This is a genomic window from Longilinea arvoryzae (assembly GCF_001050235.1).
Taxonomy (GTDB): Bacteria; Chloroflexota; Anaerolineae; order Anaerolineales; family Anaerolineaceae; genus Longilinea; species Longilinea arvoryzae.
Genome location: NZ_DF967972.1, coordinates 542582 through 559236, shown reverse-complemented (window position 1 = coordinate 559236; position 16655 = coordinate 542582). Strand labels below are relative to the sequence as shown.

The following is a 16655-nucleotide window of genomic DNA, read 5'->3' as shown; positions in this document are numbered from 1 at the left end:
TCCGTATAATTAATAGTTGATCGCATTTTCAGGGACTACAACGCGGTAAAATATTACACAAGATGATTACAACAGCGAACATCAAAGATTTACTCTTTCAACTTGGTTTCTCGCAGACAGGTAATGTGTTTTACAAACATTTCCCTGCGGGAGATGCCTATCTGCGGGTGGATTTTGATAAGCAGGAATTGACTTACCCCGAAGATAAAGGCTTGAAAATTAATGAGCGGCAAACGTGCAATTTCAAGTCGAACGAGAACTTTGTCGTTTTTGAGTGCGTTTATCGCTTATTCGATAAAGGCTATAAGCCACAACACATCGAACTTGAACCACGCTGGCAAGTTGGGCACGGTCTAAGCGGCGGGCGAGCAGATATTCTTGTTCGCGACAATGACAGAAAGGCGTTGCTCATCATCGAATGCAAGACATGGGGTGGCGAATTTGATGATGCCTGGAAAGACACCCTGAACGGCAAAGGGCAATTGTTCACTTATGCCCACCAAGAACGTAGTACACAATACCTTTGCTTATATGCCTCAGGGCTGGAAGACGGCGCGCTAAAGTATGCTAGTCATATCGTTGCCATGCGCGATAACAATGATATTCTCAAGCGCAAAGCGGTGGAAAAACCGTTAACCTATCGCGATGCCGATAGTGCTAAAGAGCTATACGAAACCTGGAAGCGTACTTATGAGAGTGATTACGCCACGCGCGGCATTTTCGAGCAGGATGTTCAACCCTACCAAATTGGCAAAGCTAAATACACTGTTGCTGATCTGCAAGTCGTCACCGAAGCGGATATCCAGCCCAAATACCATGAATTTGCAACTATCCTGCGCCAACACAACGTTTCGGGACGCGAAAACGCCTTCGATAAATTGGTCAATCTGTTTCTATGCAAAATTGTCGACGAGAAACACAACCCCAATGATTTGCAGTTTTACTGGCGCGGAATTGCTTTCGATACCTACTTTGACCTGATTGACCGTCTGCAACGTCTGCACCGCGATGGAATGCGCGAGTTTCTCAAGGAAGACGTAACCTACATTGACAACCAAACCATCAATGATGCCTTTAAATTCTTCAAGAACGACCCCGACGCCACTCGCGAGAAAATTTTGGATTACTTCCGCCAGCAGAAATATTTCACCAATAATGATTTTTCTTTTCTAGATGTTCACAACGAACAACTCTTTTACCAGAATGCGGCAATTTTACTCAAAATTACGCGGATGCTTCAAGATATCCACTTAAATGGTAATCAGCAAAATCAATTTCTGGGAGACATGTTCGAGTTTTTCCTCGATCAAGGCTTCAAGCAGACAGAAGGACAGTTTTTCACCCCCTTGCCGGTGACGCGGTTTATCGTACTTTCATTGCCTTTGGAAACTGTTTTCAGCGATGGAAAGAATCCGCCCAAAGTAATTGACTATGCCTGCGGTGCAGGTCACTTTTTAACCGAGATGGCATCCCAATTACGCGGCTTGCGCCAGGTGCAAGATGTAAGCGTTTTTTACCGCCAGTTCTACGGTATAGAGAAAGAATACCGCCTATCCAAAGTCGCCAAAGTGTCGGCGTTTATGTACAACCAGGATGAGATCAATATTATATATGCCGATGCACTGGCGCATCACCCCGACGTCTCCGAAGGCAAATTCGCCTTGTTGGTCTCTAACCCACCCTACAGCGTCAAGGGCTTTTTGGAAACACTTCCCGAAGCCGAACGCGACCACTATGGGCTCATCGAGATCATTGACCCCAAAAGTTTTTCAACCAACAATGCCATTGAAGCCTTTTTCGTGGAACGCGCCCGGCAGTTGCTTGCGCCGAGCGGTGTGGCGGCCATCATCATGCCGTCATCCATTCTTTCCAATGCTGCCAGCGTCTATACCCGTGTGCGCGAGATTCTTTTACAGCAGTTCGATATCATTGCTCTTGTGGAATTGGGCAGTGGCACATTTGGCAAAACCGGTACCAATACTGTGACGCTATTCCTTCGCCGCAAGGACGATAACCCCGCGCCTGCCGACCATTGCCGCATCCGCGTAAATGCATGGTTTGACAACGATACAAGGAAAGATGGAGTATTTGCCGATGTCCACTTTTTGCTCGCCTATTGTGAACATATCGGCGTTCTACTGGATGATTACAAAACACTCCTGCAATCAAACCCCAGCCAAAAGCTTTTAGATACCGATATTTTCAAAGAATGTCGCCGCGTCTTTGAAAACAGCAGCGAAGTGAAAGCTCTCAAGAAGAAGAGATTCTTCCAGCAAAAAAGCCAGGCTGAACAACAAGCCGAACTAGATAAGCGTTTTATAGATTATGTACGCGCCATCGAGCGCGAAAAGGTATATTACTTCGCACTTGCCTATGCCCAGCCCTGCCCGGTGCTTGTGGCGCGCAGTCCACAGAGCACGGAAGAAATGAAAAGATTTATGGGCTACGAATGGAGTGCTGCCAAGGGGCAGGAAGGCATAAAGTATCTCAGAGGCGCTATCGATTTCATCGAAACCCCACTCTTTGACCCGCAGAACCGCGACAATCCTGAAAAAATCAGCACGCTCATACGCCAAAACTTTATGGGGCAGACAGTTAGCGTCCCCGATGCCCTTCAGCCATATGCCACGTTTACCCCTTTGGTGGACCTGCTCAACTTCAGCCGCGTAAGTTTCGATAAGCAGGTTTCTCTTACGTCGAAGAAGGCAATCGCGCAGGTGCATAGTAGATGGCAAATGTATAAATTGAGCGACAAGAGAATTATCCAACAAATCATTAATGGTGGCACACCTGATACTGCTATTCAATCGTATTGGAATGGTAATATTCTCTGGGTAACTTTGGAGGATATGAAACAAAAGAATCTCTATGATACTGTTAGAAAGATTAACCAAGTAGGGCTTGAAAACAGTAATGCCACTTTGATTCCTGAAAATGCCGTTGTGTTATCTACTCGTGCCACCATCGGAAGAGTAGCAATCACCAAGAAGGAATTAACCACTAATCAAGGTTTCAAGAGTTTTGTTTGTGTCCCTTCTGCCTTGAATCCAGAATACCTGTATTACTTCTTTGAGCAACATCGTCATTTGCTTGAAGATCTTGTGCCTGCCGGAACGAAATACAAAGAGATAAATACAACGACTATTCAAAATTTTGCTATTCCAATTCCGCCGATGGACGTGCAGGCGCAAATTGTGGCGGCGTGTCAGGCGATTGACGCGGAAGTGGAGCAGGCGGAAGGGGTGATTCCCAAACTTGAGCAAGAAATTCTGATACAGGTTCACCGTTCTTCGATGTTCAAGCGGCTTGATGACCTTGTGTTGCTAGTGGATGACCGTATTGATCCATTTATCCAACAGGGCGATATATTTTATGTTGGGCTGGAGAATATAGAAAGCGATACAGGCGAATTGGTTGGAAACCCGCTCACTGATTGCTCAACTATCAAGAGCGCCAAGTCAGTTTTCAAATCAGGGGACATTCTCTACGGCAAATTACGCCCAAACCTGAATAAAGTCTATCTGGCGCAACAGGAAGGTGTCTGTTCTACAGATATTCTTGTGTTACGCATGAAGGATTCACGGAATGGAATTTACCTGAAGCATTATTTGTTAACGGAAGAATTCAATCGAAAAGTTCTTGCTACAGTAAGTGGACAACAATTACCAAGAACATCGTGGGAAAAGATGCGAAATTTACAGGTTCGCGTTCCTCAAGAGAATGAATTGGATAATGTTGTCGAAGAGATAACCCGCAAACAAGCCTTGCTTCAATCTACTTACGCTGTTATTGCCTCTGCCCCGGCACGGCGGCAGGCGGTGATGCAAAAGTATTTGTAATGCGCCTGATAATGGGGGCAAACCAACATGTTTCGTCCCGCGTTTGGCTGAACCTGATCGTTAGGAATTAATCTAGACATCTCGCCGCGCCGAATCGTATCGTCGGTTGTAAATTCCGGTCGGGGTGCATTGGTTTGATCGAAACTTTGACGCGTTCTCCATCCACGGAGGGCGCGTTCGATTGTTCCTCCTCCTCCTTTTCCACGACAATCATTATCCATTTTGTTGATATTTTAATCCGCGCGCGCTATACTTCCTTCCAGGTTGTCCCGCGGGACACGCATTCGAACAATCACAGGGAGTTTTCCATGAGCGCCACTAAAAACGCCGGATTCACGGCCGGGGAACGCGCTGCAATGAAGGAGCGCGCCCGGGAGCTGAAAGCCGAAAAGGAAAAGGAGGACGGCGAAAGCGCGGTGCTCGCCAAAATCGCCGAGCTGCCTGAGCCGGAACGCAGCATGGCCATGCGGCTGCACGAGCTCATCCAGGCCAGCGCACCGCCGCTCGCGCCAAAAACCTGGTACGGCATGCCCGCCTATGCCAGGGACGGCAGGATCGTCTGCTTTTTCCAGAGCGCGCAGAAGTTCAAGACGCGCTACGCCACGCTCGGCTTCAGCGACGCGGCCAGGCTCGACGACGGCGCCCTGTGGCCGGTGGCCTTCGCGCTGAAGGCATTGACGCCCGCTGATGAGGCCCGCATCGTCGCGCTGGTGAAGAAGGCGGCGGGCTGAGGCCGGGCGGCCCGGCAAAGGGCCTGCCTGCTGTATTTTTCCGCGCCCAAACAATCCCAAACCCGCGCAGCGCGCGTCGAGTAGTGCCTGCCGCAATTTCTGGCGGGCAAGGGCCTGAACGACTCGCCGGCGCGCCTGAAATCCTCCCGGGCAGGACCGGGCAGCGCATCACCGGCGATTGGCTGAAAGAATTCTTTTGTGGCCGGGGGATGTGGATTTAACTCCGCGAATGGCCTATAATTATTATTTAGCTAAACGATCAAGGATGTCATTTATTGGCAGCGGCAATTCGCTGAGCTCCGTATTCGATAGGAGGTAGTGGTATGACCGACGACAGCAAGCACCCGCTCGCGGGCGGAACCAACCCACAACCGGCCGGCCGGGGTCCATCCAACCGGGACTGGTGGCCGAACCAGTTGAACCTGAAGGCTCTTCACCAGAACGGCCCCACCAGCAGCCCGCTGGGCTCTGAGTTCGATTACGCCGAGGAATTCAAAAAACTCGACCTGGCGGCCGTCAAGAAGGACCTGGCCGCGCTGATGACCGACTCGCAGGACTGGTGGCCGGCCGACTTCGGCCACTACGGGCCGCTCTTCATTCGCATGGCGTGGCACAGCGCGGGCACCTACCGCATCGGGGACGGCCGCGGCGGCGCGGGCTCGGGCAACCAGCGCTTTGCGCCGCTCAACAGCTGGCCCGACAACGCCAACCTCGACAAGGCGCGCCGCCTGCTCTGGCCGGTCAAGCAGAAGTACGGCCGCAGCATCTCGTGGGCCGACCTGATGGTGCTGGCCGGAAACGTCGCGCTGGAATCGATGGGCTTCAAGACCTTCGGTTTTGGCGGCGGGCGCGAGGACATCTGGGAGCCGGAGGAGGGCGTCTACTGGGGCAGCGAACGCAAGTGGCTGGACGACCAGCGTTACAGCGGCGAGCGCGACCTCGAGAATCCCCTGGCCGCCGTGCAGATGGGCCTGATTTACGTCAACCCGGAAGGGCCCAACGGCAACCCCGATCCGCTGGCCGCCGCCCGCGACATCCGCGAGACCTTTGCGCGCATGGCGATGAACGACGAGGAAACGGTGGCGCTGATTGCCGGCGGGCATACCTTTGGCAAAACCCACGGCGCCGGCGATGCGTCGCTGGTGGGGCCTGAGCCGGAAGGCGCCCCCATCGAGCAGCAGGGCCTGGGCTGGAAGAGCCGCTTCGGCAGCGGCAAGGGCGGCGACGCGATCACCAGCGGGCTGGAGGTCACCTGGACCAGCACGCCAACCCAATGGGGCAGCGACTTCTTCTCGAACCTGTTCGGCTACGATTGGGAGCTGAGCAAGAGCCCCGCCGGCGCGCACCAATGGCAGCCCAAGGCAGGCGCCGGTGCCGGCACCATCCCGGATGCCCACGACCCGGCCAAACGCCGCGCGCCGTCCATGCTGACCACCGACCTGGCCCTGCGCTTCGACCCGGCCTACGAGAAGATCGCCAGGCGCTTCTATGAGAACCCCGACCAGTTCGCCGACGCGTTCGCCCGGGCGTGGTTCAAGCTGACCCACCGCGACATGGGGCCGCGCTCGCGCTACCTGGGTCCCGAGGTGCCGGCCGAAGAGTTGATCTGGCAGGACCCGGTGCCCCCGGTTGATCACGCGTTGATCGACGTGCAGGACGTCGCTGCACTCAAGGCCAGGCTCCTCGCGTCGGGATTGTCGATCGCCCAACTGGTCAGCACCGCCTGGGCATCGGCCTCCACCTTCCGCGGCTCCGACAAGCGCGGCGGCGCGAATGGGGCGCGCATTCGCCTCGCGCCGCAGGTGGATTGGGAGGTCAACCAGCCGGCCCAACTGAAAACGGTGCTGCAGACCCTCGAGCGGATTCAAAAGGAGTTCAACGATGCGCAATCCGGCGGGAAGCGGGTCTCGCTGGCCGACCTGATCGTGCTGGGCGGCTGCGCCGCCGTGGAGCAGGCCGCGCAGAACGCCGGTTACGCGGTGGGCGTGCCCTTCACCCCGGGGCGCACGGACGCGCGCCAGGACCAAACCGACGTGGCGTCGTTCGCCGTGCTCGAACCGCTGGCGGACGGCTTCCGCAACTACCTCAAGGCGAAAGGTCCGCTCAGCGCGGAGGAACTGCTGGTGGACCGCGCTCAGTTGCTGCGGCTGACTGCGCCCGAGATGACGGTGCTGGTTGGCGGGTTGCGCGTTTTGAACGCCAACCACGCCAGGTCCAGCCACGGCGTTTTCACCCAACGGCCGGAAACGCTCACCAACGACTTCTTCGTGAACCTGCTCGACATGGGCACGGTGTGGAGCGCCACCCCGGACGAAAACGTGTTCGAGGGTCGCGACCGCGCCACGGGCGAGCTCAAGTGGACCGGCACGCGCGTCGATTTGATCTTCGGCTCGAATGCGCAACTGCGGGCCCTGGCGGAGGTCTACGCCAGCCAGGACGCGCGCGAGAAGTTCGTGCGCGACTTCGTGGCGGCCTGGAACAAGGTGATGAACCTCGACCGTTTCGACCTGGCCTGATCGCCGCGAAACGCCTGCCAGGGCTGCATCGCAGAAGCGCTGACAGGTTCCGGCTCGGGGTGTGCTCCTGAGTTCAAAAATCAACGCCCCGCTCAATCCATGGGCGGGGCGTATTGATCTAGGCACAGCAGGCCTAATAATGGTAACGCGCCTGCAGGAAATCGATTCGATCGTTGCGCACCAGGTAGACGATGCGATGCTCCGGGGTCAGCCTTCTTGACCAGGCCCCCGAGTCAGATATTTAAGGGTTCGGGTTTGCCGGTTCACTCGAAAGGTTCTCGCAGAATGGCCTCGATGAGGTCGAATGCCCGCATGGCAAGCTTACGGTCTGTTTCCACCCGGCAACGCAGATCTTCGATGAGCTCCGGCTGGAATACGGCCGTATGCGTTTTTTTACTCAAGATCGACCTCGCGCCGTAATTCATCCGCGCTTATCGGTTGGGCTTCATTTTTCAATGCCCTGCCAGGCGCCGCGAGCAGGCGTTCGGCATTGGCCGGTGAGCGCAGCCGATAGGCGGTCTCCATCAGGCTTTCCAGTTCCGCGGCGGCGAGCATGTCAACTTCTTCTTCACCGCGGCGTTGAATCACAACCACTTCGCGGTTGTGGGTCACTTGATCCCGTAATTTTGCCAGCCCATCACGAGCCTGGGTATCGGTGGTATGAATGGTCATTTTTTTCCCATTCTGTACAGAGTTACTGACAATAGTAGAGCCTGCTTGTCAAGGAGTCACGAAAATAAAAAGTGTGGGAAAATCCATCACGGAACCGTATTCAGCCGCCTTTCGTCTTAAGCTGTAGGAAAAACCATGAAAAAGATTCTCTTCCTGCTTCCCTTTCTTCTCGTCCTGGCCGCATGCGCGGCGCAGTTCCAACCCACTCCGGACCTGACCGAACGCGTGAATGCCACCCTGACAGCCATGGCGCCGACCCCCGCGCCCACCGAAACGCCGCTGACGGCAGCGCCAACTGCCACACCGGCAGACACCGCAACGGCAGCGCCGCCGCAAACGCCCGCCGCACTCTCCGTGGAGTCTCTTCGCAACGGCGTGTACACCTCGCCGGATTGGGACGAGTTTCAACTGACGGAGGGCATCTATTACCGCACCCCGCCCACCTCACAGGAGTCGCCTGAGGCGTATACCACCCGCATGCTGGATACGGTTCTGTATGGGGACTTGAATTCGGACGGCGCCGGGGACGCGCTGGTGTTCCTTGCCACCCAGAATGGCGGCACCGGGCACTTCATTGAGATGGCGGCGGTCCTCAATTTGAACGGCCAACCCAGCAATGTCTCGACGGTGGCGTTGGGCGACCGGGTCGTGGTCGAGTCCGGGACGATCCAGGACGGCCTGATCACGCTCAACATGCGCGTGCAGGGACCCAATGACGGCATGTGCTGCCCCAGCCAGAGCGCCACATGGACTTTCCGCCTGGAGAACGGCCAGTTGGTCAAGATTTCCTGATTTGGTGCAAAGCTTGCGCCTGCGAAAAGGGCGCGTTCGATCCTCGAACACACCCTTTTGCTTTCTACTGACCCGGGCCGGCCGGCGGAAAGCCGCTGCCGGGAAGCCGATCGCGAGGTCTGAAATCCGATTAGGTATAGAATAAACGTTGAATTGTCATGAGCCTGAGGGGTTATTGGGCTGGCGAACCTGCGATATTGATTAATTTCGGCTGCGCGAAGGGCTAAAGCGGAATGTGGATCGTCTTCGGCGTTTTCCTGGCGTGTTTATCGATTTTATTGGGCGTTCTCCTGGCAAACAGTCCCGGAAACCCCGAGCCTTTTCTGGATGAAAGCGGCAAACCGTTGGCCGGCAGCCTTTCGGAAAAAACCTTTGTAACCATCCAGGGGGCGAAACAAGGCCTGTTCATCCGGGGCAGGGATGCAACCAACCCGGTGCTGTTGTATGTTCATGGGGGCATGCCGGAATATTTTCTGGCCCGGAATTATCCGACCCGCCTCGAGGATGATTTCACCGTGGTCTGGTGGGAACAGCGCGGCTCGGGACTCTCCTATCGCGCCGATCTGCCGCCGGAGACGATCAACCTTGAACAGTTCATCCGCGATACGATCGAGGTGACGAATTACCTGCGCGCGCGCTTCGGCAAAGAAAAGATCTACCTGCTGGGGCATTCAGGCGGATCCTTCATCGCCTTGCAGGCGGCAGCCAGGGCCCCGGAATTGTATTTCGCTTATCTGGGCGTGGCTCAGATGGTCGATCAGTTGCAATCCGAGAAAATGGCCTACGATTATATGCTTCAGGCGTTCAGAACCGCCGGAAACCGGAAGATGGCGCGAAAACTTGAAGCGGCGCCCGTCAGCCTGCCGGGCGGCATTCCGGATGCTTATTTGGCCCTGCGCGACGCCGCCATGCACAGCCTTGGAATCGGCACGACGCGCGCGATGAAATCGGTGATCACGGGGGTCTTTTTCGCTTCCCTGGCCTGCCGGGCGTACACCCTGCCGGAAAAGATCAATCTGTGGCGCGCGAAAGCGAAATCCGGCGTCAGTTCGCTGTGGAAAGAGATCATCGCCACGGATCTGGCTCAAAAGGTGCCCGGGTTGGATCTGCCCGTCTATTTCTTCAGTGGAATTTACGATTACACCGTTTCCTACGCCCTGGCGAAGGGGTATCTCGAGAAATTACAGGCCCCCATCAAGGGATTTTACACGTTTCACCAATCCGCCCACAGCCCGATGTTCGAGGAACCGGAAAAAATGAGGCACATCCTCCGCGAGGACGTGCTCGAGGGTACGAACAACCTGGCCGACGCGCACTAGACCCGTCGCGCTTTGGCTCACAAATCGGGCAACTGCCAGTCGATGGGCGCCAGGCCCACCGATTGGAGCGCGGCGTTGGTTTTGGAGAAATGCCGGCAGCCGAAAAACCCGCGCGTGGCGGAGAGCGGCGAGGGGTGCGGCGCTTTCAGCACGGTGTGGCGGCTGGTATCGATCCATTCGGCCTTGCGCTGGGCGTAGCTGCCCCACAGCAGGAAGACTACCCGGCTGCTTTTGGCATTCACCGCCCGCAGCACGGCGTCGGTGAACGCTTCCCAGCCTTTGCCCTGGTGCGAGTTGGCCTGGTGTTCGCGCACGGTCAGCACGGCATTCAACAGCAGCACCCCCTGTTCGGCCCAGGGAATCAGGCAGCCGTTGTTGGGCACGCGAAACTGGACGTCTTCGTGCAGTTCCTTGAAGATATTGATCAGGGACGGCGGAGCGGCCACGCCCGGGCGCACCGAAAATGCCAGCCCCTGGGCCTGGTTTTCTTCATGGTACGGATCCTGCCCGATGATCACCACGCGCACCTGTTCGAAGGGTGTGTAGCGCAGGGCGTTGAACACATCCTGTCCGGACGGATAGATCCGATATTTGCGGCGTTCCTCGGCGACGAAGCGGTAGAGCTGCTGGTAGTAGGGTTGGGTGGTTTCGTCGACCAGAGCGGGAAGCCAGCTTTCTGGAATGGGCATTCAGGGCTCCTTGCACGCGCCGCGGATTTGCAACCCACCGCGGCTGAATTGGGATGACAGGGTTTATTTTACAACCCAATTGATCTTGCAAAATATTTTTAATCAACTTATCCTTCGTGTAACGGATATCCTTTATACCTTAAAGAAGGAAAGTGATTGTATGAATCAGGAAAAAATTAGAGAACTTGAAAAAACAATAAACAGTGACTATGGCAATATCGCGGGCATGATTGTACAAAAAAACGGTATAAAAGTATACGAAAACTACTTTAATGGATATACCGCCGATAATCCCACGCATGTGTACTCAGTGACAAAGAGCGTTATTTCCGCCTTGATGGGAATCGCCATGGAAAAGGGATATATCGAGAGCACGGAGCAAAGGGTATTGGAGTTTTTCCCGGGATACACCGTTAAAAGAGGAGAAAAAACGATCCAAAATATCAGAATCAGGGACCTGCTGACGATGACGGTGCCATATAAGTTCAAGTCGGAACCCTACACAAAGTATTTCACCAGTGAAAGCTGGGTAAAGGCCGCGCTCGACCTGCTGGGCGGCAAAGGGCAGGTCGGCGAGTTCCGCTACACTCCGGTCGTGGGGCCGGATATCCTGTCGGGCATTCTTGCAAACGTGACGGGTCAGCCGGTGCTTGCCTTCGCAATGGAAAATCTATTCTCTCCGCTGGGAATCCATGTTCCAAACAATGTGGTGTTTCATAGTAAAGAAGAACAGATCGCCGTTATGAAAGATAAAAACACCCGTGGTTGGGTTGCTGACCCGCAGGGGATCAACACGGCAGGCTGGGGACTTTTCTTGACACCTGCGGATATGGCGAAAATAGGCCAATTGTACTTAAATAATGGGATATGGGAAAGCAAACAAATACTATCGACCGGATGGATCGATGAAAGTACAAAGGAACATAGCCGATGGGGCAAGCTGTCGTATGGCTATCTTTGGTGGATTATTGAGGATGATGAACCGATCTATGCAGCTTTGGGGCAAGGCGGAAATGTGATTTATGTCAATACAAAGAAAAATATGGTAGTTTCGATCGCTTCTCTTGTTGGGTTACGCGCTAAGGATCGAATAGAATTCATTAAAGAGTATATTGAGCCGCTATTTGAAAATTGTGTATCGGCATAAGGCGCGTTCGGCCTGTGCCCCGCAGGGGCATTTTGAACGCACCTTTCGGTTTTGACCATCCCTACCGGGTTTTTGTTCTATGGTTTATCATGTTAACCTGAATTTGGGAGAACCAAAAAAATGAGGAAGGATCTCGGATGTAAAATTGTAGATGTTTCAGGCCAAAAGATGGCCTTCACCATGACCGGCCTTCTACCTAAATCCCAGATCCCTGATTGTGTTTATTTAATATTATTGTCAAAACGGAGTAACAATTGAGCAAATTTCTCATTCCAACCATAGGAACGCGGGGTGATGTGCAGCCGTATATCGCCCTTGCTTTGGGTCTTAATCACGCCGGTCACGAAGCAACCATTGCCTCCCACCCATGCATGCGGTCACTGGTTGAGTCCTATGGCATACACTTCGCGCCGATGGGACCGGATATCGATATTGCCCGCGAAACAGCGATCATCCGCGGCCATTCACCCAATTGGATGATTGGTTTTATGCGCGTGATGAAATTTTCCTTCATTATGCTTGAACAATGCCACCCGGATTTACTAAAATTGTGCCGCCAGAATGATTGGGTGATCGTGTCGCATACCGCTGCGGGGAGCATCGAAGCTGACCAATTGGGAATGCCCGCAATCAGCGTAACTCTGTCACCGCAAGCCATTCCTGCCCCAGACCCGGCCGACTCTCTGATCAAACGCGGCCTGATGCGGATTGCGGGAGCGGGAATGGGGATGGTGATGACGCGTCCGTTGAATCAAATTCGCAAACGCGTTGGAGTTCAACCCATGGGACCGACCGGGATTACTTCTCCGAAACTCAATCTCATCCCAATTAGCCCGGAAATCTATTCACCGAATCCACGATGGGAAACCCGACATCAGATGACAGGGTATTGGTTTGCTCCATCGCCGCTGGAATGGACTCCGCCAGTTGATCTGCAAGCTTTTATGGATGAAGGCGTTCCACCGGTTATTGTCAGTCTGGGAGCGATGTCCATCAGTGGAGAAGATGCACAGGAAGCGGCTGAAATTACCATACATGCCGTACAGGATGCGGGCGCGCGGGCGATCATCCAGGGTTGGGATGAACCCATTGGAAAAATGACCCTTCCAGCGAACATCTTTCATGCGGGTTCGATCCCCCATGAATGGTTGCTGCCACGGTCGGCAGCGCTGATGCACCACGGTGGATTTGGTACGACGGCTGCCGGTTTCCGGGCGGGTATCCCCCAGATCGTGATTCCCCACATTATTGACCAGTTTATCTGGGGCCAAAAAGTCCAGGAGTTGGGGGTTGGCCCGCAGCCCATCAGCCGGGCGCAGTTGAAGAGCGAAATCCTCACCGAAGCGATCCGAAAAGTTATGGAGGATGAGGTTATTCGGATGAAAGCAAACACCCTGGGGCAGCAGATCCGGTCTGAGAGAGGGGTTGAGCGCGCGATTGAGTTGATCACCGATGTGGTTGACAAGGGATAAGGAAAAGGAAATTCCACTTCTGTGGTTGAAAGAAGAAAAAACGAGTCAGGATTGAATAGTGAGGGTGATTTCGATCGAGAACGTGAATTCGTATTTTGGATGCACGTTTTGCATTCGGCCTTATTCGATTATTTATTGAAATCGGTATGACACTGTAGTGGCTGTCGCTTGTGTTTGTCATGAAGGCAAGTTATAAGAGGTTGGCGGCAAACTTGGGCATCCCGGCCGATTTGCTGATGGGAATCCCCGCGAAATCCACCACAAAAATCACCTATCAGGCGGTGTCCACGGCTAAGGTCCTGGCAGAGAAAAAACCGCAAAGGGGAAAACCCTCGTAGAGGAATGCGGCATGAGCCGGATCGGTTCGACCGGTGCACGCGCCTTTCGCGTTGCGCTGACTCTGTGCGATCGGCCTGCCGGTCGGGCGGATCGCAACCAGCGCTCTCCCGCTGTGGAGAGCTTTTATTATCAGTACCCGAAGCGCCGGGTGTGCCTATACCATTCCTAAACCACCTCCAGCGGAAGAGCGCATATATTTTGTCTATCCATTCTTTGTTCCTGGAGATGTCTGATGCGAAGTTTACTTTTCAAAATCGGAATGACCATTTGCACGGGCGCCATCCTTCTTGCGCTGTTGACCGGCTGCGCGGCGACGGCGTCCAGTACCGCTGCTGCGACCACCCCCACCCAAACGACGGCCGCTGCCACCAGCGCCGCCACCCAATCGGTCCCCGCGGCGCCGCCCGCTGGCGCTCCGGCTGACGGGCCTGGCGGGGCGCCCGGTAATGCTCCCGGTGGAGCCCCCGGCGGCGGGGCTGCCAGCGTCGATACCGGTACAGGCGCTTACACGCTGGCCGACGGCGAAGCGCTCAACGGCGGCACTTACACCTCGACCAACGCGGATGAAAACGCGCTCCGCGCCGAGGGCGATGTCACGGCTTCGCTGAACGATGTGACGGTCGAGAAGAGCGCCGGCGTAGCTTCGAGCAGCGATGCCAGCAGCTTCTACGGTCTGAACGCGGCCATTCTGGCCCTCGACACCGCCACCCTGAACATCACCGGCGGCACGGTCACGGCCAGCGCCGAAGGTGCGAACGGCGTCTTCGCCTACGACGGCTCGACCATCCACATCCAGGATACGACGATCAACGTTTCGGGCGGTAACGCCGGCGGGATCGAGGTTTCGGGCGGGGCCACCCTGACCGCCACCAACCTGACCGTCAATTCGACCGTCAAGGCCGCCATCCGCAGCGACCGCGGGGGCGGCACCCTGACCGTGGACGGCGGGACCTATACCACCAGCGGCAGCTCCGGTGCGCCGGCCATCTACAGCACCGCGAATATCACCGCCAACAACGCCACGCTGACCGCCAACGATTCCGAGGCCGTGGTCGTCGAAGGCTTCAACTCGGTGACGCTCAATGACTGCACGGTCACCGGCAACATGAGCGGCACCTACGGTCAGGCCAGCGGCGAGAACATCCACAATGTCATGCTTTATCAGAGCATGTCGGGCGACGCCGAAACCGGAACCAGCAGCTTCACCATGACCGGCGGAACGCTGGTTTCGAAGAACGGTGATATGTTCTATGTGACGAACACCAACAGCGTCATCACCCTGAGCGGCGTCGATCTGACCCTGGCTGACGGCGCGTACCTGCTGCGGGTTTCCGGCAACGACGGCTCGCGCGGCTGGGGCACGGCCGGATCGAACGGCGGCAATGCGACCTTCGATCTTTCCGGGCAGACCCTTTCCGGCGATATCTTCGTCGACGCGATCTCGACCCTGGACATGAAGATCTCGAATTCCTCCGCCTTCACCGGCGCGATCAACCCGGACGGCACCCAGGCCTCTTCGCTCTCGGTGACGCTGGATTCGACCAGCACCTGGACCCTCACTGCCGACAGCTACGTCAGCGCGTTCAACGGGAGCATGGACAATGTGGTGACGAACGGACACACGTTGTATGTAAACGGCAGCGCCATCAATTAGCCATCTGAACGGCGAAAGCCAATCTCTCGAAAATAAACGCGCGGAGCCAGGATACACCGGCTCCGCTTTTATTTATGCCCGTCCCGGGAGCAAGCAAATTCGCAGCCAACCCGCCAAATTGCCGCCAAAACTGGACGCTGCTGCTGCCCAAAGGAACCTATAATGGGTGAGCCATGTCCGAACGATATTATCCCCCTAGCCCTGAGCTCACCCGCTGCGATGAAATCATCCAAGATTATTTTTTGACCGGTGATTATTCCACCTGTTTCAAGGAACACATGAAGCTCGCCCTCAAGGGCTACCCGTTGGCGGAATGCCAGATCGGCTATTTTTATATGCAGGGACTGGGCGTGGCGCGCAATGCCTCGAAGGCGCTGTACTGGAACCGGCGCGCCGCCAGACACGGCGATCGCGATGCGCAGTGCAATCTGGCCGAACAGTACGAAAAAGGGCTGGGAACGCAGCCGGATAGGGCGTTCGCCGAATCCTGGTATCGGACTTCGGCTCGCAACGGCTGCCGTGAGGCAATCGAAAAATGCCGGGCGCTGGGAATCGCATGGGAAATGGCCGATGCCGAAGGGGGTGTGGATGGCAAATCCTGAAATGGCCGGTGAATGCTTCATCGAAACAGCCCGGCTGATCCTTCGCACCGTCACCCCGGCGGACGTGGCTGGCGTCGCTTCCAGTTGGAAGTTGGATGAAGGCCCCATCCCTCTGCCGGAGGCGGAACGGGTCATCCAAAGGATGCGCGCGAATCACGCCCAAAACCGGCCCGGAAAGATCGTCCACCTGTGTCTGGCGATCCTCTCGAAAGAGACAAACGAATTCATCGGCTGGTGCGGCCTGGATCATACCCAGCCGGCGGATGCCGACCCGGCTTTGTTTTACCTGCTGAAATCGGACGATTGGGGTAAGGGATTGGCCACCGAGGCAGCCCGGGCGCTGCTCGATTACGCTTTTACGCGAATGGAATTGCCCAGCATCCACGGCGGCGCCGCGCCGGAGAACCTGGCTTCGAAGCGGGTGATGGAGAAAATCGGTATGAAATACGTGGGGCTGGATGAAGAAGGCGGCTACGCTTTCACGATTTCTCGGAAAGAATTTCTGGATTCGTAAATTCGGTAAGGCGAGTCTGTTCCGGCACGATCGTGATTTGCCAGCTTCAGCCCTGGTTCGAGAACCTGGGCAAACGCCAGGTGAAATCTTCCAAAATCTGACTCCGGGATACAGGGTTATTGCACAGCCTTCTGGATATTCCGGATGTTCACTGCCTGCATGGACATCCCAGGGGTCGGCGCTTCCTGGGAGGGATTTGTCCTGGAACAGGCCACGCAAATTCCGCATCCCAATGCCGCGCATTTTTGGGGTACGCAGGCCGGCGCTGAACTCGACCTGGTTTTTCAGTTTTGGAACCCGTTATGATCCAGGCGTCAACGGTGGGTCGTTTTCGAGATTTGATATCGATTCTACCCGGCAGGCCCTGGA

Annotated in this window: 13 protein-coding genes and 1 pseudogene; 11 read left to right on the top strand and 3 right to left on the bottom strand. The window is 55.5% G+C overall.

The window, feature by feature from the left end:
• Window positions 1-62: 62 nt before the first annotated feature.
• The 3 genes from LARV_RS02570 to katG all read left to right on the top strand — a co-directional run bounded on the left by LARV_RS02570 (window position 63) and on the right by katG (window position 7086).
• Window positions 63-3839 carry an N-6 DNA methylase gene (locus LARV_RS02570; RefSeq protein ID WP_075072169.1) on the top strand — a complete coding sequence of 1259 codons (3777 nt, stop codon included), beginning with the start codon at window positions 63-65 and terminating at the stop codon, window positions 3837-3839.
• Window positions 3840-4147: 308 nt separating this feature from the next.
• Window positions 4148-4570 carry an iron chaperone gene (locus LARV_RS02565; protein WP_075072168.1) on the top strand — a complete coding sequence of 141 codons (423 nt, stop codon included), beginning with the start codon at window positions 4148-4150 and terminating at the stop codon, window positions 4568-4570.
• A gap of 323 nt (window positions 4571-4893) precedes the next feature.
• The gene (katG, locus tag LARV_RS02560; protein ID WP_075072167.1) at window positions 4894-7086 is read left to right on the top strand and encodes a catalase/peroxidase HPI; all 2193 of its coding nucleotides are present in this window, start codon (window positions 4894-4896) and stop codon (window positions 7084-7086) included.
• A gap of 133 nt (window positions 7087-7219) precedes the next feature.
• Here katG and LARV_RS20895 read toward each other — a convergent pair.
• Both LARV_RS20895 and LARV_RS02550 read right to left on the bottom strand, forming a co-directional pair.
• A pseudogene (locus tag LARV_RS20895) lies at window positions 7220-7511 on the bottom strand (Txe/YoeB family addiction module toxin).
• Entirely contained in the window at window positions 7480-7758 is a 279-nt protein-coding gene (locus tag LARV_RS02550; RefSeq protein ID WP_075072166.1) for a type II toxin-antitoxin system Phd/YefM family antitoxin, read from the bottom strand. Before LARV_RS02550 ends, LARV_RS20895 begins: the two are co-directional and overlap by 32 nt.
• Before the next feature lie 135 nt (window positions 7759-7893).
• Between LARV_RS02550 and LARV_RS02545 the strand changes: the two genes are divergently transcribed.
• Together LARV_RS02545 and LARV_RS02540 are read left to right on the top strand one after the other, a co-directional pair.
• Entirely contained in the window at window positions 7894-8550 is a 657-nt protein-coding gene (locus LARV_RS02545; protein ID WP_075072165.1) for a hypothetical protein, read from the top strand.
• A gap of 233 nt (window positions 8551-8783) precedes the next feature.
• Entirely contained in the window at window positions 8784-9869 is a 1086-nt protein-coding gene (locus tag LARV_RS02540) for an alpha/beta fold hydrolase (RefSeq protein WP_083522270.1), read from the top strand.
• 17 nt (window positions 9870-9886) lie between these two features.
• On the opposite strand, the gene ung is transcribed toward LARV_RS02540, so the two are convergent.
• On the bottom strand, window positions 9887-10558 hold the full coding sequence (gene ung, locus LARV_RS02535) for a uracil-DNA glycosylase (RefSeq protein WP_075072164.1): 672 nt from the start codon (window positions 10556-10558) through the stop codon (window positions 9887-9889).
• Window positions 10559-10718: 160 nt separating this feature from the next.
• On the opposite strand from ung, the gene LARV_RS02530 reads away from it, so the two are divergent.
• From LARV_RS02530 to LARV_RS20280, 6 genes are all read left to right on the top strand, one after another.
• Complete coding sequence (locus tag LARV_RS02530; RefSeq protein WP_075072163.1) at window positions 10719-11705, top strand: serine hydrolase domain-containing protein; 987 nt, start codon at window positions 10719-10721, stop codon at window positions 11703-11705.
• A 254-nt stretch (window positions 11706-11959) separates the two neighbouring features.
• Window positions 11960-13177, top strand: coding sequence for a glycosyltransferase (locus LARV_RS02525; protein WP_075072162.1), 1218 nt, complete (start codon window positions 11960-11962; stop codon window positions 13175-13177).
• 571 nt (window positions 13178-13748) lie between these two features.
• The gene (locus LARV_RS02520) at window positions 13749-15170 is read left to right on the top strand and encodes a right-handed parallel beta-helix repeat-containing protein (RefSeq protein WP_075072161.1); all 1422 of its coding nucleotides are present in this window, start codon (window positions 13749-13751) and stop codon (window positions 15168-15170) included.
• Between the two features lie 173 nt (window positions 15171-15343).
• Window positions 15344-15772, top strand: a complete 429-nt coding sequence (locus LARV_RS02515) for a tetratricopeptide repeat protein (RefSeq protein ID WP_075072160.1) — start codon at window positions 15344-15346, stop codon at window positions 15770-15772.
• On the top strand, window positions 15759-16286 hold the full coding sequence (locus LARV_RS02510) for a GNAT family N-acetyltransferase (RefSeq protein ID WP_172797765.1): 528 nt from the start codon (window positions 15759-15761) through the stop codon (window positions 16284-16286). The genes LARV_RS02515 and LARV_RS02510 overlap by 14 nt, the downstream gene beginning before the upstream one ends.
• A 144-nt stretch (window positions 16287-16430) precedes the next feature.
• Window positions 16431-16592 carry a DUF4143 domain-containing protein gene (locus tag LARV_RS20280; protein WP_236709909.1) on the top strand — a complete coding sequence of 54 codons (162 nt, stop codon included), beginning with the start codon at window positions 16431-16433 and terminating at the stop codon, window positions 16590-16592.
• The last annotated feature ends 63 nt before the right edge of the window (window positions 16593-16655 follow it).

Bases quoted from the DNA above. Each gene is read 5' to 3' on its own strand.
- katG (WP_075072167.1), top strand. From the start codon at position 4,894: ATGACCGACGACAGCAAGCACCCGCTCGCGGGCGGAACCAACCCACAA.
- LARV_RS02545 (WP_075072165.1), top strand. From the start codon at position 7,894: ATGAAAAAGATTCTCTTCCTGCTTCCCTTTCTTCTCGTCCTGGCCGCA.
- LARV_RS02515 (WP_075072160.1), top strand. From the start codon at position 15,344: ATGTCCGAACGATATTATCCCCCTAGCCCTGAGCTCACCCGCTGCGAT.
- LARV_RS02530 (WP_075072163.1), top strand. From the start codon at position 10,719: ATGAATCAGGAAAAAATTAGAGAACTTGAAAAAACAATAAACAGTGAC.
- LARV_RS20280 (WP_236709909.1), top strand. From the start codon at position 16,431: ATGTTCACTGCCTGCATGGACATCCCAGGGGTCGGCGCTTCCTGGGAG.
- ung (WP_075072164.1), bottom strand. From the start codon at position 10,558: ATGCCCATTCCAGAAAGCTGGCTTCCCGCTCTGGTCGACGAAACCACC.
- LARV_RS02565 (WP_075072168.1), top strand. From the start codon at position 4,148: ATGAGCGCCACTAAAAACGCCGGATTCACGGCCGGGGAACGCGCTGCA.
- LARV_RS02520 (WP_075072161.1), top strand. From the start codon at position 13,749: ATGCGAAGTTTACTTTTCAAAATCGGAATGACCATTTGCACGGGCGCC.
- LARV_RS02540 (WP_083522270.1), top strand. From the start codon at position 8,784: ATGTGGATCGTCTTCGGCGTTTTCCTGGCGTGTTTATCGATTTTATTG.
- LARV_RS02550 (WP_075072166.1), bottom strand. From the start codon at position 7,758: ATGACCATTCATACCACCGATACCCAGGCTCGTGATGGGCTGGCAAAA.
- LARV_RS02510 (WP_172797765.1), top strand. From the start codon at position 15,759: ATGGCAAATCCTGAAATGGCCGGTGAATGCTTCATCGAAACAGCCCGG.
- LARV_RS02570 (WP_075072169.1), top strand. From the start codon at position 63: ATGATTACAACAGCGAACATCAAAGATTTACTCTTTCAACTTGGTTTC.